General features: G+C 39.7%; 17 protein-coding genes. 3 read left to right on the forward strand and 14 right to left on the reverse strand.

The genetic code is table 11. The features are described 5' to 3' along the window. Positions 1-88: 88 nt before the first annotated feature. The 7 genes from ACSZOX_RS15420 to ACSZOX_RS15450 are packed head-to-tail and all read right to left on the reverse strand — an operon-like array spanning position 89 to position 9,700. Positions 89-1,396, reverse strand: coding sequence for a cytochrome c oxidase subunit II (locus ACSZOX_RS15420; RefSeq protein WP_437920963.1), 1,308 nt, complete (start codon positions 1,394-1,396; stop codon positions 89-91). A 40-nt stretch (positions 1,397-1,436) separates the two neighbouring features. Next, positions 1,437-2,672: a quinol:cytochrome C oxidoreductase gene (locus ACSZOX_RS15425; protein WP_437920964.1), complete on the reverse strand. Its 1,236-nt coding sequence runs from the start codon at positions 2,670-2,672 to the stop codon at positions 1,437-1,439. Positions 2,673-2,691: 19 nt separating this feature from the next. Next, positions 2,692-3,342, reverse strand: a complete 651-nt coding sequence (locus tag ACSZOX_RS15430; RefSeq protein ID WP_437920965.1) for a c-type cytochrome — start codon at positions 3,340-3,342, stop codon at positions 2,692-2,694. Continuing rightward, positions 3,314-3,850 (reverse strand): DUF3341 domain-containing protein, encoded by a 537-nt coding sequence (locus ACSZOX_RS15435; RefSeq protein ID WP_437920966.1) that lies wholly within the window; start codon positions 3,848-3,850, stop codon positions 3,314-3,316. The genes ACSZOX_RS15430 and ACSZOX_RS15435 overlap by 29 nt, the downstream gene beginning before the upstream one ends. Positions 3,851-3,855: 5 nt before the next feature. Further along, positions 3,856-5,337, reverse strand: coding sequence for an NrfD/PsrC family molybdoenzyme membrane anchor subunit (gene nrfD, locus ACSZOX_RS15440; RefSeq protein ID WP_437920967.1), 1,482 nt, complete (start codon positions 5,335-5,337; stop codon positions 3,856-3,858). A 27-nt stretch (positions 5,338-5,364) separates the two neighbouring features. Beyond that, a complete protein-coding gene (locus ACSZOX_RS15445; RefSeq protein ID WP_437920969.1) occupies positions 5,365-8,379 on the reverse strand; it encodes a TAT-variant-translocated molybdopterin oxidoreductase in 3,015 nt (1,004 codons plus the stop codon). Positions 8,380-8,419: 40 nt separating this feature from the next. Beyond that, a complete protein-coding gene (locus ACSZOX_RS15450) occupies positions 8,420-9,700 on the reverse strand; it encodes a cytochrome c3 family protein (RefSeq protein ID WP_437920970.1) in 1,281 nt (426 codons plus the stop codon). Between the two features lie 294 nt (positions 9,701-9,994). Between ACSZOX_RS15450 and ACSZOX_RS15455 the strand changes: the two genes are divergently transcribed. Beyond that, positions 9,995-10,480: a methionine-R-sulfoxide reductase gene (locus ACSZOX_RS15455; protein ID WP_437920971.1), complete on the forward strand. Its 486-nt coding sequence runs from the start codon at positions 9,995-9,997 to the stop codon at positions 10,478-10,480. On the opposite strand, the gene ACSZOX_RS15460 is transcribed toward ACSZOX_RS15455, so the two are convergent. Further along, positions 10,467-11,468: a LacI family DNA-binding transcriptional regulator gene (locus ACSZOX_RS15460; protein ID WP_437920972.1), complete on the reverse strand. Its 1,002-nt coding sequence runs from the start codon at positions 11,466-11,468 to the stop codon at positions 10,467-10,469. The genes ACSZOX_RS15455 and ACSZOX_RS15460 overlap by 14 nt on opposite strands. Before the next feature lie 196 nt (positions 11,469-11,664). Between ACSZOX_RS15460 and ACSZOX_RS15465 the strand changes: the two genes are divergently transcribed. After that, positions 11,665-13,929 carry a GH92 family glycosyl hydrolase gene (locus tag ACSZOX_RS15465; RefSeq protein WP_437920973.1) on the forward strand — a complete coding sequence of 755 codons (2,265 nt, stop codon included), beginning with the start codon at positions 11,665-11,667 and terminating at the stop codon, positions 13,927-13,929. A gap of 75 nt (positions 13,930-14,004) precedes the next feature. Then, positions 14,005-14,334, forward strand: a complete 330-nt coding sequence (locus ACSZOX_RS15470) for a DUF493 domain-containing protein (protein WP_437920974.1) — start codon at positions 14,005-14,007, stop codon at positions 14,332-14,334. Positions 14,335-14,398: 64 nt separating this feature from the next. Here the strand turns inward: ACSZOX_RS15470 and pnp are convergent, their stop codons facing one another. The 6 genes from pnp to ACSZOX_RS15500 form a co-directional block, all read right to left on the reverse strand. Then, positions 14,399-16,570, reverse strand: coding sequence for a polyribonucleotide nucleotidyltransferase (pnp, locus tag ACSZOX_RS15475; protein ID WP_437920975.1), 2,172 nt, complete (start codon positions 16,568-16,570; stop codon positions 14,399-14,401). 292 nt (positions 16,571-16,862) lie between these two features. Beyond that, complete coding sequence (rpsO, locus tag ACSZOX_RS15480; RefSeq protein WP_437920976.1) at positions 16,863-17,141, reverse strand: 30S ribosomal protein S15; 279 nt, start codon at positions 17,139-17,141, stop codon at positions 16,863-16,865. 137 nt (positions 17,142-17,278) lie between these two features. Further along, positions 17,279-18,304 carry a sialidase family protein gene (locus tag ACSZOX_RS15485; RefSeq protein WP_437920977.1) on the reverse strand — a complete coding sequence of 342 codons (1,026 nt, stop codon included), beginning with the start codon at positions 18,302-18,304 and terminating at the stop codon, positions 17,279-17,281. A gap of 9 nt (positions 18,305-18,313) precedes the next feature. Beyond that, complete coding sequence (locus ACSZOX_RS15490) at positions 18,314-19,750, reverse strand: alpha-L-fucosidase (RefSeq protein WP_437920978.1); 1,437 nt, start codon at positions 19,748-19,750, stop codon at positions 18,314-18,316. Between the two features lie 195 nt (positions 19,751-19,945). Then, the gene (locus ACSZOX_RS15495; protein WP_437920979.1) at positions 19,946-21,529 is read right to left on the reverse strand and encodes a SusD/RagB family nutrient-binding outer membrane lipoprotein; all 1,584 of its coding nucleotides are present in this window, start codon (positions 21,527-21,529) and stop codon (positions 19,946-19,948) included. A gap of 12 nt (positions 21,530-21,541) precedes the next feature. Continuing rightward, entirely contained in the window at positions 21,542-24,763 is a 3,222-nt protein-coding gene (locus ACSZOX_RS15500) for a SusC/RagA family TonB-linked outer membrane protein (protein WP_437920980.1), read from the reverse strand. Positions 24,764-24,771 lie beyond the last annotated feature (8 nt).

The following is a 24,771-nucleotide window of genomic DNA, read 5'->3' on the forward strand; positions in this document are numbered from 1 at the left end:
CAATTTATTTTTTCTTCATCGGCTGAAGAGAACTCTATGTAGACAAATAAGTTAACCTACATGTCCACATTTCGATTTCCTATTTCAATTAATTTAATGAAGCTGTAGTAAGTGTTGTAGTTTCTTTCGATTCTACATTTACAAACTCTTTCTGTAAGTCCTCAGTAAAATACTTGTTTTGTGTGCTCAACCATTCTTTATACTCCTCTTCCGTCACAACAACAACTTTCTTCTGCATGTTATAGTGACCAGAACCACAAATCTTGTTACACAACATAACATAGTCATATTTCGGATCGTTCATGCGTTCGCGCATCTCTTCTGTCGTAACAGTAGGTGTAAATTGAAAATAGTTCGTCATACCCGGAACCGCATTAATCTGTACACGGAAATCTGGGATATAAAACGAGTGAATGATATCTTTAGAAATAATGTGAAAACGAACAGACTTATTTACCGGAAGAACAATATCAGACGCCTGAATGTCATCCCATGCATTTTTATCGTTAAAATCAATACCGTAAGAGTTTATCGGAGTTGTCATCTTATAATTACGTTTTCCGATTACACCATCCGCTCCCGGATAACGTACTTGCCATTGGAACTGCTCGCCCAAAACTTCAACTTGAAGTGCAGATTTCTGCAAATCCTCAGGAACATTTGTTATCGAACGCCATGTAAAGAAACCGAACAAAACCAATACCGTTAAAACTACTGCAGGAACAATCGTCCAAATCTTCTCGATCGTATCATTATGCGGGTAGTAATAAGCTTTTGTTTTCGCACGCATGCGATAGATATAAGGAAAGGTTAACAACAACAAATGAACCAATACCAAAACTGTTGTAATAATAACAGTAGTAATGATAAACATGTTATCTAAATCCTTACCATGCTCTGTCACAGCCGAGCGCCAAGCCCAACTTCCCCAAACACTATATCCATAGTAAACAAAACCAAAGAAAGCGACAAGAAAGACAAGGAATAAAACCGATTGAAATGTATTATTAGCGAATGGATTATATTTACCATTCATCTTACGTGTCAATTCATAGATTGACAACACCTTGCCAACCACGGCCACGATTGTACATATTATTAAAAATAACAATACGTAATAAGTCAAGTTCTTGTAGACTTGAGGATCTACCTGTTTCACTTGTTCTGCAGCACCTGGTGTAGCGGCAGCAGTTGTAGATGCGGAAACCGAATCCGTAGCTGCAGGAGCAGCAGCAGTCGTATCAGCGACAGCAGACGTATCAGCAGCAACAGCAGTAGCGCTATCTTTAGCTAATGAATCTTGCTGTATAGCGAAACTAGGCGTAGAGCATAACAACCCTACTGCTAATAAGCATCCCAACACGGCTTTGAATCTGTTATTAATTTTGAATTTCATTTCTTATTAAAACGTTTAAACGTATTATGCAATGACTAGACTATATTTGATGATGTAAACTTTCGTCCAAGAAAGGATGGTTTTTCGGCGCCAATGGATGCTTACTCAATTTACTCATCACAAGGAAAGTGAAAAGACCAACGAAACCAATTGCTGTTCCAATCTCAATAAATCCAAATCCACGATGTGCTTCGACAGTACCTGGCATAATCATAATATAATAATCTAACCAATGTCCACACAACAATAAAATTGCGACAAACAACATCATTCCTTGTTTACGTTTCGCGTCGCGGTCAACCAATAACAACAACGGCGCTACAAAGTTAATGATTATGCTTAACCAGAACCAAGGTTTAAATTCAGGTTCCCATCTTTTGTAGAAATAAACAGTCTCTTCTGGAATATTTGAATACCAAATCAACATAAACTGCGCAAACCAAACATAGGTCCAGAAAATAGAAAAGCCAAACATCAACTTACCCAAATCGTGCAAATGATTTTCATTAACCCAGCTCAAATAACCTGCCTTTTTCACTAAAATAGTAATAACTACGATAGTTGAAATACCACTAACCCACATTGCTGCAAAATTATACCAACCAAACATCGTAGAGAACCAGTGCGCCTCCAAAGACATGATGGTATCAAAAGACCAAATTGGTGTAGTAAATCCAAAAATAACTAAGAAAATAGCCGAAAGCTTAAAACTTCTTTTGTAAGAGTTCAAACCACCTTCTAAGTCCTCTTTATGAGATAACTTATTTAAAGCTAACGCAAATATACTGTATGATCCCATGAATAAAATCTGGCGAATCAAAAATCCAGGTACATTCAAGAAAGCAGATTTTCCGGCAACAAGCTTATCATAATGCGGGCTATTTGGATCTGTCAACCCTTCCGCATTCCAATGATGATATAAATTATGTGTTGTTAAACCCAAAGCTACTATAACCAACAAAAGAATAGCTGCAATTGGCAACACGCCTGCCATCGCCTGCGGAATACGAATCAGACCAGCTGACCAACCCGACTGCGTAACCATCTGAAGCGCTACAAAGAAAGCCCCAGCAGCACATACACAAGTAAAATAATAACCCATCAATAACAGGTTTGCGTATGTACGTTCAACCATAATATGGTCACTTGAAATTAGGCCCATAACAATAGCTATAACACCTACAGCAATTCCCAACAAACTAAGTATCTTGGCGATACCAGCAAATTGAAATTTTTCGCTGAAATTATAATCGTGATGATGATTGTGAGTTCCCATTTATAATATTGATGTTAAATTATTTTTTTTGTAATTCGTGTACATACATGACCACCTGCCAACGCTCTTGTGGCGACAACTGTGAAGCATGAGATCCCATCGAGTTATGTCCATAATAAATTGTGTGATAGATCTTGCCATCTGTTAAATCAGCCATTAGCCCACCTCTAGAAGAAGAAGCTGCATCTGAGCGCTGATAAGACGGAGGAGGAGGAAACGTTTCCAACGAACGTTTTCCACGCGAATCTTCCACAGATCTTTCTTTTGTTATAGGGCCGTCACCTTTACCTTCTTTACCGTGGCAAACCGCACAATAAGTATGAAATAAAGCATCACCTTTTACCAAATTTTCCTGTGTAACGGCTAACGGGCTTTTAAGTTCACGTCCTGCACGCTCATACTCCTCCAAAGAATTTGCAAACTCGAAGCGTTCAAAACCTATTGGATTCGTACCAGCTGGAGGTACCTGAGCCGTAATTTTATTCTTAAAATTATTATTAGGCTGATCCGGATTGTATGCTATCGGATCATACATATTTCTGGAGAATTCCCACCCTGTACTACGCGTCTTTCCATCGCCACAGCTGGAAATTACTGCCGCCAAAGCAAATGCAGCACATACAGATCCAAGAAAACTCTTCTTATTCATAGCTAACATATTTTCTTTCATTGTATTTAACTTCAACCGCACCAGCGTCTTTCAACAAAGACTCTACAAGAGTATGGTCCGTGTTTTCCCGAGCATCCACAGCAATTATAAAACGATCATCCGAAGCTCTCAAATCCATTACACGAGGCGTGCGACCTGGGAAAAGGTGGTTACGGAAAAAGAACGTAGCAACCATACCTAAAGCACACAATAAAATCGTTACCTCGAATGTAACCGGAACAAAGTTTGGAAGAGGCAACGATGGCTTTCCTCCCACATTCATCGGCCAATCGTAAGCCATTGTATAAAACAACAAGCTAAAACCCAAACAAGTACCCAAAGCGCCGAAACAGAATGCTGCAATTGGTAAACGTGACGGTCTTACACCCAATTTAGCTTCAATTCCGTGAATTGGCATTGGGGTGAAACAATCATATATGCTGATATTGTTTGCTTGCAATTTTTCAATCCCATGCATCATATCATCGGGATCAGCAAAACTACCTAATATATATTTTGTATTGCTCATTGCTATTATTTTTGTGTTAATGCGTTAATATCCTCTTGTGTAACAGAATCGTACTTCTCTAACGAGTTCGCAAAGTGCTCCACTTGCTCCGCAGGGAACGCTCCTTCTTGAGCCAGTTTTGTCTTTTGCTGTAAAGATGCCGATTTCAACAACAACTTCACCTCTGCAATAGCGATACCTGGCAAGAAACGAAGGAACAAAAGGAACAACGTAAAGAACAAGCCGATTGAACCTACAAAGATTCCAACATCCGTCCATGTAGGGTAAAACATTGCCCAAGAAGATGGCAAGTAATCGCGGTGTAACGACGTAACGATAATTACAAAACGCTCAAACCACATCCCGATATTTACTACGATTGATAAGACCCAAGAGATAGGAATACTCGTACGGATTTTCTTGAACCAGAACAATTGCGGAGAAATCACGTTACATGTCATCATCGCCCAGTAAGCCCAAGCATAAGGACCAGCAACACGGTTTGCAAATGCGTACATCTCATATTCCGAACCAGAATACCATGCCACAAAAAGCTCTGTTAAATACGCAATACCTACGATCGAACCTGTAGTCATGATAATCTTATTCATAGACTCGATGTGGAACATCGTGATGTAGTCTTCAAAGTTCATCACCTTACGTAAAATCAACAACAAGGTCTGTACCATCGCAAAACCCGAGAAGATCGCTCCCGCCACAAAATAAGGAGGGAAAATCGTTGTATGCCAACCCGGAATAACGGAAGTTGCAAAGTCCATGGATACGATCGTGTGTACAGAAAGTACCAAAGGAGTAGATATACCAGCCAAGATTAAAGATACAATCTCAAAACGTTGCCATGTTTTAACCGATCCATTCCAACCGAAGGATAAAACACCGTATACCTTTTGTTTTAAACCTGTTGCACGGTCACGAACAGACGCAATATCAGGCAACAATCCACAGTACCAAAACACCAAGGATACTGTAAAATACGTTGAAATTGCAAAGGCGTCCCATACCAATGGAGAGTTGAAGTTTACCCAAAGAGAACCAAATTGATTTGGCAAAGGGAAAATCCAATACGCTAACCAAGGACGTCCCATGTGCGCTACGACATAAGTTGCCGCACAAATAACGGCGAAGATCGTCATCGCCTCTGCGGAACGGTTAATGGAGTTACGCCAGTTTTGACGGAAAAGTAACAATACAGCTGAAATCAACGTTCCAGCGTGACCGATACCTACCCACCAAACGAAGTCGGTGATATCCCATGCCCAACCTACTGTTTTGTTCAATCCCCAAGCGCCGATACCTGTCCAAAATGTATATCCAACACTCACTACCCATAACATGGCGCCTATAACAGCTACTGTGAATCCAATCCACCATGCTTTGTTGGGTTTATTTTCAACCGGCAATAAGATATCATCAGTCACTTTTGCGTAAGTGATGTTTTTGCCGGTTATTAATGGTTCTCTTAATATTGATTCGTTATGCGATGACATAATTGCTTTATTTCTGAATTAAATAAATTACGCTTCAAATGTGTTTCTAACTTTTGTCATATACCCAATGTTTGGTTGAACGTTAATCTCTTCCAAAACATAGTATATGCGTTCGCTACGTAGCGCTTTAGAAACTTCAGAATTAGGATCATTAGCATCTCCGAAGATCATAGCGTTTGCACTACATACGCCAGAACATGCTAATTTGATATCTCCGTCTTTCAAAGGACGACCTTCAATTTTCGCTTGAAGCTTTCCTGCTTGAATACGTTGAATACACATTGAACATTTCTCCATAACCCCGCGTGAACGTGTTGTTACATCAGGATTCAACAACAACTGCGTAAACTCATTATTCAAGTAGTTGTCGAAACGTGAATCGTTCCAGTAGTTGAACCAGTTAAAACGACGCACTTTATACGGACAGTTATTTGCACAGTAACGTGTACCGAAACAACGGTTGTAAGCCATGTGATTTAAGCCCTCAGAAGAGTGAACAGTTGCCAATACTGGACATACAGTTTCACAAGGAGCGTGATCACAATGCTGACACATCATCGGTTGGTGCACAACTTTCACGTTTTGGAAATCATTCAAATTCGCGATTTCCTTTTCTTTCGTGTAATCTACACCATCTTCTTCTATCGTGTAGTAACGATCGATACGCATCCAATGCATCTCACGACGACGACGTACCTCATCGCGACCAACAACAGGAATATTGTTTTCAATATTACAAGCAACGATACAAGCACCACAACCTGTACAAGCATTCAAATCGATTGCCATGACCCACTTGTGACCTGGTGATTCAAACTTATTCCACAAATCGTAAGACTTGTGAGATTCAGCAAAACGACCAGATTCAGATGCAGGATTTTTCAAATACTTACCAAAGGTAGTTTCACGAATGATATTTCTTCCTTCAATAGTATGGTGTGTTTGTGTTTGCGCAAGTTCATACGTTCTAGAGACTTTAGAAACTTTAGCTTTTGAAACAAACTGATTCAAGCCATTTTTCTGAAGTACAAATGGATACGCATTTACACCTACATTGTTACCAGCCTTACCAACCTTCGTACGACCATAACCTACAGCTATAGATGCAGTACCTAGTGCTTGTCCAGGCTGAGCCAATACCGGAACCTCAATCTTATATCCATTAGCTTCTACCTCAACGACACCATTTTCACCTAAACCTAAAGACTCGATATCTTTCGGATTTAGCGCAATATAGTTATCCCAAGTTACTTTGGATACAGGATCAGGCAATTCTTGTAGGAAGGCATTATTTGCATAACGACCATCACGAATCGCAGATGATTCATACAAAGCTAATTCAAATCCTTCACCTGCAAGTGTCTTAGCCAAAGACTGAACATTTGCAGCTGCCTCTTGCACATTTCCAGCAAAAGAATAAGTACCAGCAGCAAGTTTTCCTTTATATTCAAAACCCGTTTGTAAGATATCTTTCCATTTCTTCGCACTACCAGCTAAGATCTGTGTCTCCCAAACATTCTTTACAAAATCAAAAATCGGCGTTACATTACCAGACCAAATCAAGAAGCTCTGCTCTGCTTGACGTGTGTTAAACACCGGATTGATAGTTGGCTGCACAATTGTGTAGTATCCCTCGCGAGAAGATTCATCGCCCCAAGATTCCAAATAATTGCTTACTGGAGCAATCACATTTAAGCCTGAAGCCGTTTCATCTGCACGATCCGAGAACGACAACGTAAAGTCAATTTTCGCTAGTGCTTCTTCAACAGATTTAGCATCGTAATAATCGTAAAGCGGGTTCGAATTCAGGAACAACACCGCTCCTACACGTCCAGCTTTTGCATCGTTCAAGAACGTTGCGAATGCCTCTTCTGAACCTTGGAATTTTTTAGAAAAATTATTTAAGTCAATAACAGAACCATATGCACCTAGCGCAACGTTAATAGCGTTCGCTAACACCTGAATATCTGTATTATTAGCTCCTGCAACAACAACAGCCTGACCTTTATTCTTCAATAATTCTTGCGCAGCCAATTTAATAGCTGTTGCCGCACGATCATTACCAGCAATACCGCCAGCTAAAGAAGAACCTGTAATCTCGTTATATAAAGAAATTAACACCGCTCCTTCTTCTGAAGGTTTAATAGCGATACGAACATCCGCGTTAGTACCTGTCATACTCATACCAGCTTCAAACTGAATATGACGTGACATTTTACCGCCTTCTAAGGATTTATAATTTCTATTTTTAATGTAATCTTGTGTATGCTCTTCGCCATCCAACCAAGTTCCTAAGAAATCTGCACCTACCGAAAGTACCACAAGTGCTTTATCAAAAGCATACGATGGAATAACAGCCTTACCGAAATTCAATTCGTTTGCCTTGCGTATTGCAGCATAAGAGATCGGATCCACCTGAACAAGGGTTGTCGTAGGGAAAGACTCTTTGAAAACCGCGATAGATTGTAAAGTAGATGGGCTGTTTACGGTTCTAGAAACAATGGCAATTTGTTTACCTGCACTAGAAGCCTTAACAAGAGCTTGCTTAACTGTAGTATCTACCTTATCCCACTCGGCATCTTTTCCAGCAATCTGCGGGTTCTGCAATTTATTTGTCATATCATACAGATCCAAAACCGAAGAAACGGTAGCGGATTCTGTACCTTGAACTAAACCAACACTATTTGGATTAGCTTCTACTAAAATAGGACGCCCTTCACGCGTTCTAATCAACACACTTTGTCCGTTAAAAGACGAAGCATAATAATTTGGAATACCAGGAGTTACCTCTTCTGGTTTGATAACATAAGGCACTGCTTTATGAACAGGTGTACGATTACACGCCGCTAATGTCACAGCTCCCAAACCGAATCCCAAAGCCTTCAAAAAGTCACGACGAGGAGTCTTTGTACTTAATCCAGCTTCGTTCAATACATCTTCTACAGGAATAGGTTCGGCAAACTCACCTTTCGCATTTTCGACGAAAGCAGGTGTTTGTTGCAATTCCTCCAAACCTTTCCAATATTTTTTGTTGCTATCCATTTAAGCTTTATATTAAAGATTGCGTATTTCTAATTTATTATTAATAGTGACACTTACCACACTCTAACCCACCAATCATAGCTGCTGTCATCTTCTCACCTTTCTTCAACTTCTCGTGAGCTTCAATCAACTGATCGTAATAAGCGTTGTCCGAATTAACTTCTGTGTTTCTGTGACAATCCACACACCACTTCATCGTTAATGGAGAATATTGATAAATCTCTTCCATTGTCTCTACTGGACCGTGACAAGTCTGACACTCGACACCAGCAACAACGACGTGTTGAGAGTGATTAAAATAAGCGAAGTCAGGAAGATTGTGAATACGAACCCACTGAATAGGCTTAGGATTATTCCCATACTGACGCGTATCAGGATTATAATCTAATGCTTTGTAAATCTTAGCGATTTCAGGCGACAATTCTCCATCGTAGTGATCAGAAGCCGTAACTGTATTATGACAGTTCATACAAACATTCGCAGAAGGAATTGAAGCGTTCTTAGATTTAAATGCACCTCCGTGACAATACTGACACTCAATTTGATTGACACCCGCGTGAATCTGATGCGAGAATTTGATAGGCTGAACAGGCTCATAACCTTGATGAACACCGACGTTCCATAAGGTATTCCACCCTAAGACAGCCAAGAAAGCAACCAACATCAAAACAACAAACCCAACGAGTTTCTTATTTTTCAAAAAGGCTTTCGCAAACTTCGCAAAACGCGCTTCCTCAACCGCTTCATTTCTAGCTTGAGCAGCCTCAATTGCAGCTTGATTATTCGCGATAACCTTCTCTAAGGTACGAATAACCCGATTCAAAACTACGATCACGACAATTGCCAAAGCAACAATTGCGATTAAACCAACGATCATGAACGTGTTCGCATCATCTGATTTCGCAGCAGTAGCATCAGCACCACCATCAGCAGGACCTGCAGCAGCTTTTGCTTCTTCATCCTTTACATAAGCGATGATACTTTTGATTTGATCGTCAGACAAATCAGTGAAAGAAGTCATCACCAACTTGTTGTACTCTTCAAAAAGCGCATTAGCAGTAGGATCTCCCGAAGCGATAACCGCCTGCGAGTTCTTAATCCACTTCAATAGCCACTCTTCATCGTGTCTCTCAGACATTCCAGCCAAAGCCGGTCCAACAACCTTCTTTGTCACACTGTGACAGGTGGTACATTTTGACTTAAAAAGCGTCTGACCCTCTTTAACATCTTGCGCATGCGACATTGTAACAGCAAACAACAACATCATTCCAACGGACATTGTCTTCGCAAGTTTTCCCAAAACGGATGAGATATTTCTCATATTTAGCACTTTATACTATTTATTGATGATAAAAAACTTTTTAAACTGCATCGTCGAGATGGTCTAAACCCTCCAAACATGCACAAAAGTATAACTATTTAAGCAATCACTGACAATTTAATGACGCAAATTATCAATTTAAAACCATTCTAAATAACTTGGAAAATGACCCCGTTAAGAGGGTTTTTAGGTTTTATACACCTCTATTTTCCACAAAAAAAACACGAAAAATGAGGCGGAAATTCTTGACATCAAAAAAACAATACAATATGATAATTTTGCGAACTTAGTTCTATGTATAAAATTTACATTTTTGTCTTATTCAGTCTGTGTATCTGCCTATCTTGTACGCAAATATCGGGCTCCGTTTCGAGTCACAATCTCGATCAAAAAAATATGAACATGAACGATACAAACAAATACAACAAACTTAACCCAGAAGAAGAATATGTCATCTTACACAAGGGTACAGAACGTCCTTTCACAGGAGAATTGTTAAACAACAAAGCGGAAGGAACCTATATATGCAAAAGATGTGATGCGCCTCTCTACCTATCTCATGATAAATTCGAATCGCACTGTGGTTGGCCAAGTTTTGATGATGAAATCCCCGGAGCCGTCAAACGTGAGATAGACGCTGACGGCAGACGAGTTGAAATCCTTTGTGCTAAATGCGGCGCACACCTCGGACATGTATTTGAAGGAGAAGGATTTACAGCAAAAAACACAAGACACTGTGTAAATTCCTTATCCATGAAATTCGTTCCTACGAAGAAATAGAAGATTCGCGGATAATCAAGTCGCAAGGAATAGTCAATTGACGGATTTCCTTTAGTCTCCCTTCAATTTGAGCAATTAACGTAGAAATCAACTCCTTTGTTAATTGTTCAATATCTTGCGACACGACAGAAATAGAAGGATCATGCAATTTAAATAGGGTATGCTCGTCAAAAGCCACCATTTTCGGCAGATGCACTTTCTGCCCTTTCAAAGCTTTCAAACCACTTACCGCTAAATAATTTGTAGCAAACAACACGGCATCTAATTTATTGTCGACAACGAATTCTGTAATTTGGTCCTTTGCCTCTTCCTCCGGTGTATCCATATTTAATTTCTTAATAAAAGATTGCACCCGAAATTCATCCATAGCTTCCATATAACCATCCAACCGATCCCGCATTTGGGTCTGATTCGAATAAAGTGAAATCAAGCCTATACGTTTATTATTTCCTTCCAACAGATGTCTAGTTGCCTCATAAGAACCTCTTTTATTATCCGAAACAACGTAGTTCGTTTCCACAGACGGAACAAAACGATCAAATAACACCAATGGAATATTGTTCTGCTTAATCGTTGAGATCGTGTCTTCAAGCCCCTCAGACGGCGTAATGATGAACCCATCGACCTGACGATCCATAAAGAGTTGGATCAGCTCCTTTGCTTTGTTCTCATCGTTATCCATACTACAATAGATGATATGATATCCCGCTTCATAAGCGCGACGCTCGATATGCTTCGCAACATTGGAAAAAAATGGATTGGCAATATCCTCTACAAGAAGACCTAATATCTTTGTTTGTCCTGTACGTAAACTCTTCGCTAATTGGTTTGGCTTATATCCTACTTTTTTTACATAATCTAACACCCTTTTCGTAAGCGCCTCACTAATTCTTTTTTCTTTGGCTTTATCATTTAGTATAAAGGAGACCGTTGTCACGGAAATACCTAGCGCTTTAGCGATATCACTTATTAAAACTCTTTTCTTCATAGATCGGTTTATGGAAATTTTCGTTGACCAATCTACTAAATTTTTTTAGCAAAAGACATATCATAGCTAAAAAAATATTTTTGCTAAAAGGTTTTATTTAACTAAATCCTTTTTTTTGTGTATTATTATCCCCTGAAATCCAAAATGTGATCTAAAAGATTATAGATCAGAAAAAACAACAGCTAACAAACATATAATGAAGAAGCTCTTTATTCCCCTAGTCGGATTACTCGCTTACACAACAAGCATTAGCCCGTCTCATGCGCAAAATCTCACAAAACATGTCAATCTCCTTATTGGGACTGGAGGACATGGACATACCTATCCTGGGGCTACCGTACCGTTTTCACTCGTTCAATTAAGTCCCGACAACGGAAAAGGTGGTTGGGATTGGGTAAGCGGCTATCACATATCTTCAGATAGTATAGAGGCTTTTAGTCATATGCACCTCAGCGGAACGGGCATCGGAGACTGGCTTGACGTTGCTATTATGCCTATCCCTACTCCTGTAACAGGAGAAACAGTCGAAACCCGTGTGAGATTTTCACGCGCAGATGAAGTGACTAGCCCTGGATACTATCGTGTTAAATTAGAAAATGGTATTGAAGCGGAGCTAACAAGTACCGAACGCGTTGGTTTTCATCGATACCATTTCCCAAAAAAGTACACACAGCCTACCATCTACCTGGATCTTGACCATACCTACAACTGGGACAAACCCCTAGAAACGGAAATAAAAGTAATAAACGATAGCACAATTATCGGCAAACGATATTCAAAAGGCTGGGCAGATAAACAGCATATTTATTTTGCAATACGTACATCCAAACCTTTTACAAATACCATCTTAGCAGGGCAAAAAGCAGCTGCAGGTAAAAACGAGAACCAAATCACCATTACAAACAGCGGCGAGCAGAAACGTAAAGCAGCGGATGCACAGCTGATCTTCGATAACACATCGGAAATTCTTTTGAAAGTTGCGCTATCGACCACAAATGAACAAAAGGCATTACTCGCTTTGCATGAAATCCCGGATTGGAACTTCACCCATGTACAACAGACTGCGGAAGCAAAATGGGAAAAAGAACTTGCAAAAATCCAAGTTGAGTCCACAGATGAACAACTAAAAACAATCTTTTATTCTGCATTATACCACACTGCTGTCGCTCCGACTCTCTATTCGGATAGCGATGGTGAATACAAGAATTATAAAGGCGAAAAACACCAAATGAAGAATGCCGGTCAACGGTATACTTTCTTTTCTCTTTGGGATACTTTCAGAGCACTAAAACCACTTTTCACGATAACACAGCCGGAAAAATACAGCGACATGCTCAACAGTCTCCTCGCATTTCATGACGAAAACGGATTACTGCCGGTATGGGACTTAAGTACTTTCGAGACCAATACAATGACGGGGTATCACGCTGTACCCGTATTAGCAGACGCTGTCCTCAAAGATTGGCCGGGCGTAGATCCTGAACGTGCATACCAAGCTATGCGCAACAGTGCATTTCAACAAATTAGAGAAGTACCATCCTATATCGAATACGGCTACGTACCTCAAGATGTCAACGGCGGAAGTGTTACAAAAACATTAGAATACGCTTTTGACGATTATTGCATTGCACTTGTCGCGAAAAAATTAGGTAAAAAAGAGGATGAGTTACTATTTTTAAAGCGCGCGAAAAACTACATTAATCTTTTTGATCACTCTTCCGGATTCATGCGTGCAAAATATAAAAATGGAAAATTTGTGGAACCTTTCGACCCGTTTTATTCTGAACACGATTTCGACAAAAGCCAATACATCGAAGGGAATGCTTGGCAACACTCATTTTTCGTTCCACACGACGTTCGCGGCTTAGCAAAATTATTCCCAAATAAAAATGGCCTCAGCAAAATGCTCGACACACTTTTTACGGCACCATCCTACATGACGGGGGAAAACCAATCGCCTGATGCCAGTGGTTTCATTGGACAATATGCGCACGGGAATGAACCCAGTCATCACATCGCTTACATGTACAGCTATATCGGCGAAGCTTGGAAAACACAAGAAAAAGTACGTTTTATCGTCGATTCCATGTACCACAATAGACCTGATGGTTATGCCGGTAATGAAGATGCAGGACAAATGAGCGCATGGGCCGTATGGTCTATGATGGGACTTTATCCAGCCTCGCCAGTAGGCGGAGAATATGTGTTCGGAAGCCCCTCACTGGATCGCTCAACCATCACCATGCCTAATGGAAAAGCCTTCAGTATTATTGCACGGAACAACAACAAGAAAAATATCTATATTAAATCCGCGAAACTTAACGGAAAAACATATACGAAGACATTCATTACTCATCAGCAGATGTTACAAGGCGGCGAGCTTATATTTGAGATGTCAGATAGACCCAACAAAAAATTTGGAAAAGCGAAGTCAACTTGGCCTACATCAATGGAAAATTAAACAATACAACAGACAAAATGTCACAGCAAACTTTAGGTACAGTTCTTGAACAGTAGGATACAAGGAGAAATTAATATGAGTGACTTTAGCAACATCAACATTCAGGACTTACCTGAAAACGAAGGAAATACGCCAACTGATTTTTACGACAATTTTCGCGTAAAATTGAATACAGTCGAACAATTCCCTAGTTTATATACGTTCAAATTTATCGTAAAAGCGGATGCAGAAAAATTAGAACAAGTAAAAGTATTATTCGAACACCCGAGCACCAAATTTTCGGAAAAAGAATCTTCAGGAGGCAAATACAAATCCATCACCGTAGAGACTTTCGTAAATAATGCAGAAGACGTTATCGATTATTACAAAAAGGTTTCTAAAATAGATTCTGTGATTATGCTATAAACAAGAATTTTCTAAAATAATAAAGGGCTGCAAATGCAGCCCTTTATTATTTTAGAAAAACGCTTTATGCTTGAGGAGCATCTGGTTTTTGATCTTGTTTCGGCTTTTCTTCACGTGGAGGGCGAGGCAATAAAACCTTACGAGAAAGTTTCATTTTACCTTGCTTATCGATATCAAGAAGCTTAACAGTAATCATATCACCTTCTTTCAACACACCATCCATTGTTTCCAAGCGCTTCCAATCAATTTCAGAGATATGCAATAATCCATCCTTACCCGGCATAATCTCAACGAAAGCACCAAAAGGCATAATAGATTTTACTTTTCCTTCATAAATTTCACCAATCTCAGGCTTAGCAACAATCGCACGGATACGGGATACAGCAGCATCAATTGCCGTTTTATTATCAGCAAAGATCTGTACAATACCCTTTCCTTCAACCTCTTCGATAGAAATAGTAGATCCTGTCTCACGCTGCATCTCTTGGATGATTTTTCCTCCTGGCCCAATCACAGCACCAATAAATTCCTTGTCGATCGTCAACGAAATGATACGAGGCGCATGTGGCTTATAATCCTCACGAGGCTCAGCGATGGTTTTCTTCATTTCACCTAAGATGTGTAAACGAGCTTCTTTCGCCTGATCCAACGCTTGTGTCAACACTTCCCATTTCAGTCCGTTGATTTTCAAATCCATCTGACACGCTACAATACCGTTCTCTGTACCGGTTACTTTGAAGTCCATATCACCTAAGTGATCTTCATCCCCTAAGATATCCGATAAGATTGCATATTTACCGGTTTTCTCGTCTGTAATCAAGCCCATTGCAATACCCGAAACCGGGGCTTTCAACTTGATACCTGCATCCAATAAAGCCAACGTACCAGCACATACTGTAGCCATTGACGATGAACCATTTGACTCTAGAATATCGGAAACCACACGAATGGTATAGGGGTTTTCAGTTCCTTCAGGAAGAACCTGTTTTAAGGAACGCATAGCCAAGTTACCATGACCAACCTCACGACGACCTGGCCCACGGTTTGGTCTTACTTCACCTGTAGAAAACGCAGGGAAATTATAGTGAAGAATAAATTTGTTATAACCATTAATAAATGCACCATCAATCATCTGCTCATCATCTTTTGCACCTAACGTAACAGAAGTAAGAGATTGTGTTTCGCCACGTGTAAACACTGCAGATCCATGTGCAGCAGGAAGATAATCTACCTCCGACCAAATAGGACGAACAGTACGAACATCACGACCATCTAAACGGATTCCCTCATCCAGCACCAAGTTACGAACAGCATCATACTGTACATCATGATAATACTTCTTCGCCAAGAACTTCGTCTCATCATCAATTTCCTCACCCAAAGTTTCAAAGAATGCCGCACCTATTTCAGCAAATTTCTCTGAACGTTCGTGTTTAGTAGATCCTGATTTTGCAATAGCATATACTTGATCATATGTTGCTGCAAAAACAGCTTCACGCAATTCAAGATTAGAAGGTTCGTGATTAAACTCGCGCTTAGTTGCAGACCCCACCAAGCTAGCCAACTCCACTTGAGCAGCCACTTGTTTCTTAATAGCATCATGAGCAAAAGCGATAGCTTCTACCATTTCCGCTTCCGAAATTTCTTTGGATTCACCTTCCACCATCACGATATCTTGAGCAGAACCCGCCACAATATATTCCAATGTAGCATTTTCCAAAGCGGACAAAGTTGGATTAATCACCAATTGACCATCAATCTTCGCTACACGAACCTCGGAAATTGGCCCATTAAAAGGAATATCCGAAACAGCCAGCGCTGCAGAAGCTGCCAATCCAGCCAATGCATCAGGCATAATATCTTTATCTGCCGATATAAGGGAAATCATGACCTGAGTATCCGCATGGTATGTCTCAGGGAACAAAGGACGTAAAGCTCTGTCTACTAATCTTGAAATCAAAACTTCATAATCTGACAATCTCGCTTCACGGCGCAAAAAGCCTCCCGGAATACGACCTGTAGCAGCATACTTCTCTTGATAATCCACCGATAGCGGCAGAAAATCTACACCTGGCTTCGCTTCGCGAGCAGAAACCACTGTAGCAAGTAACATCGTATTTCCTTGCTTCAATACAACAGATCCATCAGCTTGCTTCGCTAACTTACCTGTCGACAATTCAATCGCAGGCAAACCATTGCCCAAATCGATTGAAACTTTTTTTTCGTTATAACTCATCTGTAATTCATTTCGACATACGGTTACATCTTTACTATACGTATGTCATCTTATTTTTAGACCTTTAAAATTCACACAAAGGTAAAAAAAAATATACTTTATACCGCAGCTTATAAAAAACATTAGGTACCACCGATTTTTTAGAAATAAATCCTAAATCTCCTTTTTTATCAGCACCACAGGAACGAGCCAATTTCCTCGCACCATTTCCCTATCCAACGTTTTAAATACCATATAAACAAAAAAGCCGCCTACACAAAGTAGACGGCTTCTATTTTTTATTTCTAAAAGCTTATTTGATGATATCACGTAAACCTAATGCTTTGATAATAGCACGGTAACGATTGATATCTTTTTTGTACAGATAAGCTAACAATGAACGACGTTTACCTACCAACATTTGTAGTGCACGTTGCGTGTTAAAATCTTTTCTGTTTTTTTTCAAATGCTCTGTTAAGTGAGCAATTCTTTTAGTGAATAAAGCAACTTGTCCTTCTGTAGAACCTGTGTTTGCTGCTGCACCTGCAAATTCTGCGAAGATATCAGCTTTGTACTCTTTACTTAAATACATCTCTTGAATAATATTAAAGCGTTATAAATTATTTAATTGTGCGCAAAGATAGCAATAAAAACCTAAAAACAAAAAATGATAGAGCAACTTATCATTTACTCCTGCTCCCTTGTCACCTTCTTAAAATCGGCTATGCATCAGCGCATTTCTTTTACGACAACATGTTTAATATTCTTGCGATCGTGTGTATAAACGATATGAATCAATCCATCTTTTCCTTGCATAATAGTCGGATAGCTAAATTCGCCCTTCTCTTCATCTTCCAATGTCAATACATCATGCCAGGTCAAGCCGTCTTCAGACATCGCCAACCGCAACTTTGCCCTACCTTCCCACCAATCTCTCCCAGGGAGATCCGGATTATAAACGATATAAAAATGATCCCCTACACGAATAGCATCCGTTCCCGAGTTTGGATTGACGAGATTTGTCCGTTCCAATGCAGACCATGTTTTTCCTTTATCAGTAGACCATGCCGTCGCAACAACACCTTCCTTGCTACGGCACAGAACTTGTAATCGTCCATCTAGATGTTCCAAGATACTAGGCTGAATAACATTAAAAGCAGACTCGTGATCTATTGGATACGCCGACCAGCTCTTTTGGCCATCTTCACTCCGTTCCACGTGGGCTACCCAGCGATCCTCACTTACTTCCACACTAGAAGGAGAAACCACGGCACCATCTTGCAACGCAATGGGTCTATTTTTTATTGGTCCTAGAATACCTTTAGGTAGTGCTCTTGCTAGAGACCATGTTTGTCCCCCGTCGTCAGAAGTCTTTACCATCCCCCACCATGCTCTGGGATTAGGCCCTACCTTATAATAGAGATAGATCTTATTTTCCTTAGCCGTACGGAATAAAACTGGGTTCCAACAAGGATTAGCCTCCTCAGCCTCCGCCCAAACCTTGGGTTCAGTCCATTTTCCATCTACATATCTCGCCCCCCAAATCACCACATCCTTATTTCCTTCATGCGATCCTCCAAACCAACTCGCTAACAAGACACCGTCTACCGTTTCCTCCAACGTAGAAGCGTGGCATTGTGCAAAGAACTTCCCCTCCTCAAAGAGAAATTCACTTTTTATCACCTTTATTTGCTTCTCCTGTGCAGAAAGATGCAATGTCGCACAAGCGACCAAGAGATATATCATCCATTTCATATACGCTACTTATTTTGATATCAATTGAATAGTTGCGGCATAGTCTACCGCTAGTTTTGGCTTTTGAACCGTCACACGATTTCCTTTTTTCGACCATTTCACTTTACCCTTGTACCCTAAAAACCGGAGTTCTTTTGGCGAAAAATTATCAGGCACAATAAAATCAAATTGCTCTGGAGCAGCATAAACTTCTCCATCCGACAGATGAAACACATTCAACACTTTCCCATCTTTACTTTGCGTGTAGTAAAAGGAACCGTCATGATAAGGTGCAGCCGCCCTAGTACTGTATACCGCAGTTCCATTGACATCAATCCACTTTGACATTTCTTGTAAACGATCATAAGCCGCTTGATCAAAATCGCCATTCGGTCCAGGCGCTATATTTAACAAGTAATTACCGCCCCTTGCTATAATTTTAACCAAGGTCTCTACGATTTTCTTCGTCGGTTTATAAGCATCATTGGGTATATAAGAGAACGAGTCGCCCATCGTAATACAGCTTTCCCAAGGAATATCCAACGGATGCTCAGGAATAGCTTGCTCTGGTGTCACATAATTCTCCCAATTTCCAGGCACGGTACGATCCACAACAATAATTCCCGGCTGGTTCTTCCGCGCCATCGTTCCAATACGATCCATATCGATATCCTGCTCAACCTTAATCGTACGTTGCCATTCCACACTTTGATCAATTGTTTTAAAAGGACGCACCCAGCCGCCATCAAGCCATAAAATATCAACCTTCCCATAATTCGATGTCAGCTCGTTAATCTGATTAAAAGTGAACTGCTTATATTTTCCCCAACGTTCAGGGTATTTCTCAGGATCATAATTCACATTTCTATCTTTTGGTGGAAAATAAGGCCACCAATAATATTCTGTGTGCCAATCGGGTTTAGAAAAATAAGCCCCGATCTTAAAGCCATCTTGTCGAAAACTATTAAATATAGCTTTTGTAACATCAGCCTTCGGATTCGTAGAAAAAGGACTCTTACTTGATGTTATTTTATAGTCGGATTCTTTCGTGTCGAACATCGCAAATCCATCATGATGCTTTGTCGTGAAAACCACGTACTTCATTCCTGCCGCCTTTGCCGCATTGGCCCATTTTTCCGGATTGAAATCTGTTGGATTGAACGATTGTTGAAGACTTTCGTAATTTTTCACGTAATCGTAATAGGTAGCCCCGTGTTCCAATTTGCGTTGTGTCCAACCTTCATCTTCGGGACAAAGACTCCAACTTTCTACAATTCCCCACTGACTGTAAGTCCCCCAATGCATAAACAAGCCAAATTTAAGGTCTTGCCACTGTTCAAGATTTTCGACCACTTGTGGATCAGTAGGTTTTTGGTAGCCCGAGGAGACATTATGAGCCTGGGAAAAAGCAAAAGTAGTTGTCAAAGACAAAGCAACAGCTAAAACGTTTTTATAAAAAGAGCGCATGTGTGTTGATTAAATAGCTAATAATATAAATTCAAATACCAATATACACTTTATGCCCAGAAGAGGCAAATTTACTTATCAAAAACAGCTTCGACTAAACGTAAAGTATGTACATCTTAATGGCATTGACACCCCAAACAATAAGAAAATAGAAAAGCCACCCTGCGGTGGCTTTTCGTTATGCGATACTAAAGATTAATTAACATCCCAGAAAATCTTGGTTGTGCGTGTATCCTTCGCTCGTACAGCCTCGTAATTCGTAGAATTATTCGATACTTCTTCGGTAGGATATAAGAATCGTAAAGGAGGGGTTGCATAATTCGCTAAACCTGCGGTCAAGACAGTAAGTTGCGGGTACCCCGTTCTTCTATATTCAGACCAAGCATGTTGTGCTTGCAAGAAACCGTAATGCAACCATTTTTGCGTAAGAATCAATTCTAGCTTCGTGGTTGAATTACCTGTATAGGTAATGGTTGAGTTATCTACAAAATCATCTATAGCTTCATCTTGCGGATTTGTTGCCTTTGGCAATTCTTTTGAACTGTTAAGCTGATTAATGTAATAATAAAAAGTAATCGATTGCCTAAGCGCGGCATCGTAAGCACTTTTTGCATTTGCATCTGTACCCCAACGTAAATAAGCCTCGGCTTTGTTAAAATTAGTTTCGGACGCTGTCATAACTATTCCTGGCAAATCTACATTATCGAAAAATGTTGTCGAATCTAAAACTGCGTACTTCTGGTAATTTGTTAAAATATCGTTTTCAGTGAATGTGATAGGCATAGCATTGTAATCTGTATTAGGGGTAAAAATACCGTCACTAGTAACACCGAATTTATCATAGAATACTGGTATACGAGGGTCATTTGATGGCTTCATAACCTTATTTAACATATAGTCAGAAGCATATTGGTTATTACCCTCGGATAATGCACTTCTTAAAGTAACAGTATTTGTGGATAATGAATGTAAAAGGATATCTGTACTTTCAACAGTATAGTCACCTAAATTCCCTCCATCAACTAAAGGATATTGTGTAGGATCGCTAAGCATTGCCATTACCTCCGTCTGTGCTGTCGCCTCGTCATAATTTGAGATCCGCATCAAAAGTCTTAAGCGCAGAGAATTCGTATATTTTCTCCATTTAATAACATTCCCACTATTTAAAATATCATATTTGCCAAAATCCCCTGTCGAACTCGCTGAAGCAAAATATGTGTTGATTGTTTTCAAATCATCAATAAATGAATAGTAGAGTTCTTTTTGGTCATCAAATTTAGCTTTTACAATTGTACCATTTACAGGTAAACTACCTGCTTCGGAAAATGGAATATCACCAAAATTATCAATTAGTTTAGAAGCTTCGTCGTACAATACCACTTTTGCAGCTTGTAAAAATATCTCCTGTTCTCCTTTCTCCTCCTCCGTTAACGCAGCATAAGTTCCTTCCATCTTTCTATAGATCCCCATCACACCTGGCGCATAGAAATCTTGCCAGTAATCGTAAGTATAAGAATCATTAGCTTGATACATCGTGTTTGAAGGAATGAATGAGCTTGTCTGTGTAAAAATAGCTTGATTCGATAAAATAAAAGTCCGATAATGCCAATAAGACGGTCTCACACGGTCGTTATTCAGTAAATCCGTAAAGAAACCAGGAATACTAGCCTCCGTTGTCTGATCTGGATTTTCAAACGCCTCCTCTAATTGGCTTTTACACCCCGTAAAACCCAAAATAGATAGCGTAAAAAATAATATAATATAAAATGATTTGTTCATGATAATTTAAGATTAAAAATTAGCATTTAATGAAATACCGTAACTACGTGTAGCCGCATTCGAACCAACATCTACACCTTGTGACCACCACTGGTTTCCAACCGGCGACTCAGGATCTAAGTTCTCTAATGTTCTGTAAAAATAGAATAAATTTCTTCCCAACAAGGAAACACGCAGGTTATTGATTTTTAATTTCTGTGTAACAGAAGACGGTACACGATAAGAAATGGAAAGTTCACGCATCTTGATATACGAATTATCATACACAGCACCTTTTTCACTCCAAGAGTCTGCACCCCATGCAAAGGTATTCAAGTAATAATCAGCCGCACTTAAGTGAACATCATTTTTAGCTCCTGTATTCTGATTCACCCCATCCAATGTCACACCCGTCTCCCTATATTCCATCGTATTCTCGTATTGACCAGTACCCATAGCGTACTTCTGGTTCTCCGAAACCATTTTTCCTCCAAAACGATAATCCACTGTAAAATCTAACATCCAATTTTTGTAATTGAAGGTATTCGTCAAACCACCGATGGCTTTAGGTAATATATTACCAACTTGCTTATATTTGGTTTTATCAATCACATAATAACCTTCATCAGAGATGAGATTATTCCCCTGATCGTCTTTTGCGATATCGTACACGTAGATATTCCCTAACTTTTCACCTTCTTTAGCAACAATCTTTAAAGAACTTTCGTCTGCTGAATAGAATGTCAATTCATCGACACCCGGAGTCAGTTCTTCTAGTATTGTTCTATTAAATGAATAATTTAACCGAGCATTCCAACTAAAATTCTCACGCTGTATCGGTGTCCCAGAAATAGAAACTTCTAAACCGTTGTTTGCAACACGTCCGATATTTACAATTTGACTACTAGCTCCTGAAGAAGCTGGTGTGGTTAAATTTAAGATTTGATCCTTAATATAATTATCATAATAACTAACATCCAATCCCAATCGATTCTGTAAAAATTTCAATTCCATACCAAACTCCATTTCATACTTACGTTCAGGCAACAAGTTTAGATTACCATAGGAGCTATTATAAGTCAAAGAAGGAACAGAGCCATTTACGGTAGCCAAAGCTGTTTGTGTATAAGCGATATTTGCTGCATAAATTGGAGCATCGTTTCCTACAATGCCATAAGATGCTCTTAACTTTCCAAAGTTGAATTTAGAAGATTTTAACCCAAATGCTTCACTAAAAATAAAACTTCCACTAACAGATCCATATTGATAATTATTGTTTGCTGTAGGAAGCGTCGAAGAGTATTCGGATCTATAGGTTCCATCTAAGTAAGCAAATCCTTTATAACCAATATTTGCCATTCCGAAATATGCATATTTGATCATCTCCTTACGCGTATTTGTGGTAGTCGCTTGATCATATGTATTACTTAAACTAAACCAATTTTCCTTCACCAATCCTCCTACTGTTGTTGAAGACTGATCGTTGTATTTCTCTTGACGTGACTGAAAACCAGCACTTACACTATAGTCCCATTCGTTATTGATTTTGTTAGCATACGTCAATAATAGATCACCGTACAAAATAGAGTATAAACCTTTCGAAGTTGCAAATCCTCCAGAGCTACTTGCCGATGAATTATATCGAGTAGCATATTCATTATATCTTTGTTCGCTTATTCCTGCAGATGTGAAGTCATTACCAATACGTCCTCTAAACTTCAAATTTTTCACTAAATCCCAATTCAAGGTCGCGCTTGTCAATATACGATTTTCCGTTTCATCGTAGTTATTTTTGTATTGCGACCAAAAATAATCCAACAAATTATAAGGACGAATAGTATATTTGAAATCTTCTTCGCGCCCTGTTCCAAATGCAGAATATTTATAGCCATCAGTAGTTTGGTATTTCTCTTTTAAAACAGACATATCTTCTGTACGGCTTATAAAACCACCATAAGATCCCAAAACTTGACCCAATAACTGCGAACGATTATGTGTATTGGTATTGATGTAATTAGCCACTACGTCCAACGAAACCTTTTCGTGCATTTTTATCGAACTATTCAAATTAAATGTATTTCTATTTTGCTTCGAACCGGGACTGGTACTTTTGTAGTCCATACGTGTACCGCTTAGTCGATAATTAACTTGATCAGTTTGGTTAGATATCGCAAAATTGATATTCGAGTTGTAACCTAAATCAAAGATATCTTTGTAGTTATCCTCACGTGCCTCATAGGTTTTGGTAGAACCGTCCCACCAGCTCACTTCTTCACCCGTAAATTTAGGCCCGAAATTTCCGTATGAACGAAAATACGGACGTCTCCCCGAAGGAGAATTGGCATCCACAATCCAACCTTCTTCGTCAGCGCCATTCGCCAGATTGGTCGCAGCGTCATAACCCGGACCGTATACATTTTGAAATTTCGGTAAAAAAGCAGCACGCTCTAAAGATCCGCTATAATTAAAGTCCACACCGAGACCTCTTCCTTTAAGACCTTTTTTTGTCGTGATCACAATAACACCACTAGCCGCATCAGAGCCATACAATGCGCTTGCCGCTGATCCTTTCAAAATAGAGAGACTTTCGATATCCGCAGGATTAATATCCAACATACCATTTCCACGAATCCGCTGATCATCCCAGTAGTTATTATTATTTGACCCTGATGATCCATATTGTTGGTCATTTCGAATAATCACACCATCAACGACATACAAGGGCTGCCGTTGGTAATTTAGAGAGTTTATACCGCGGATCTGTACGTTTACAGCACTGGATGCCCCACCTGGAGCTGTCGTAATTTTAACACCTGACGCTTTTCCATATAAAGCTGAGCCAAAGTTTGTATTTCCTGCTTTAGTTATTTCTTCAGCTTTAATATTGCTCACCGCATACCCCAATGCTTTTGCGTCACGCTTTATTCCCATAGCCGTGACCACAACCTCGTCAATCGCCCCTGCGTCCTCCTGTAAAGTAACATCTAGTTTACCGCCAGAAACTGCCAACTCCTGTGTCACATAACCGATAATAGTAAAACGAAGTTTTACACCATTAGCCGCTTGAATAGAATAATTCCCTTGCGCATCTGTTTGCGTACCATTTGTTGTTCCAGCAACGGAAACAGTAACACCTGGTAGCACGCCTTTTGCATCTGTTACTTTTCCCGTAACAGTCTGCTGTGCAAATAACGGCGTAATGCCTGCCAGCATCATCACCATCAAAATGCAACATCCTTTGTAAAGTTTGCTCATGTTGTTTT

This window comes from Sphingobacterium sp. LRF_L2 (assembly GCF_965644235.1).
Taxonomy (GTDB): Bacteria; Bacteroidota; Bacteroidia; order Sphingobacteriales; family Sphingobacteriaceae; genus Sphingobacterium.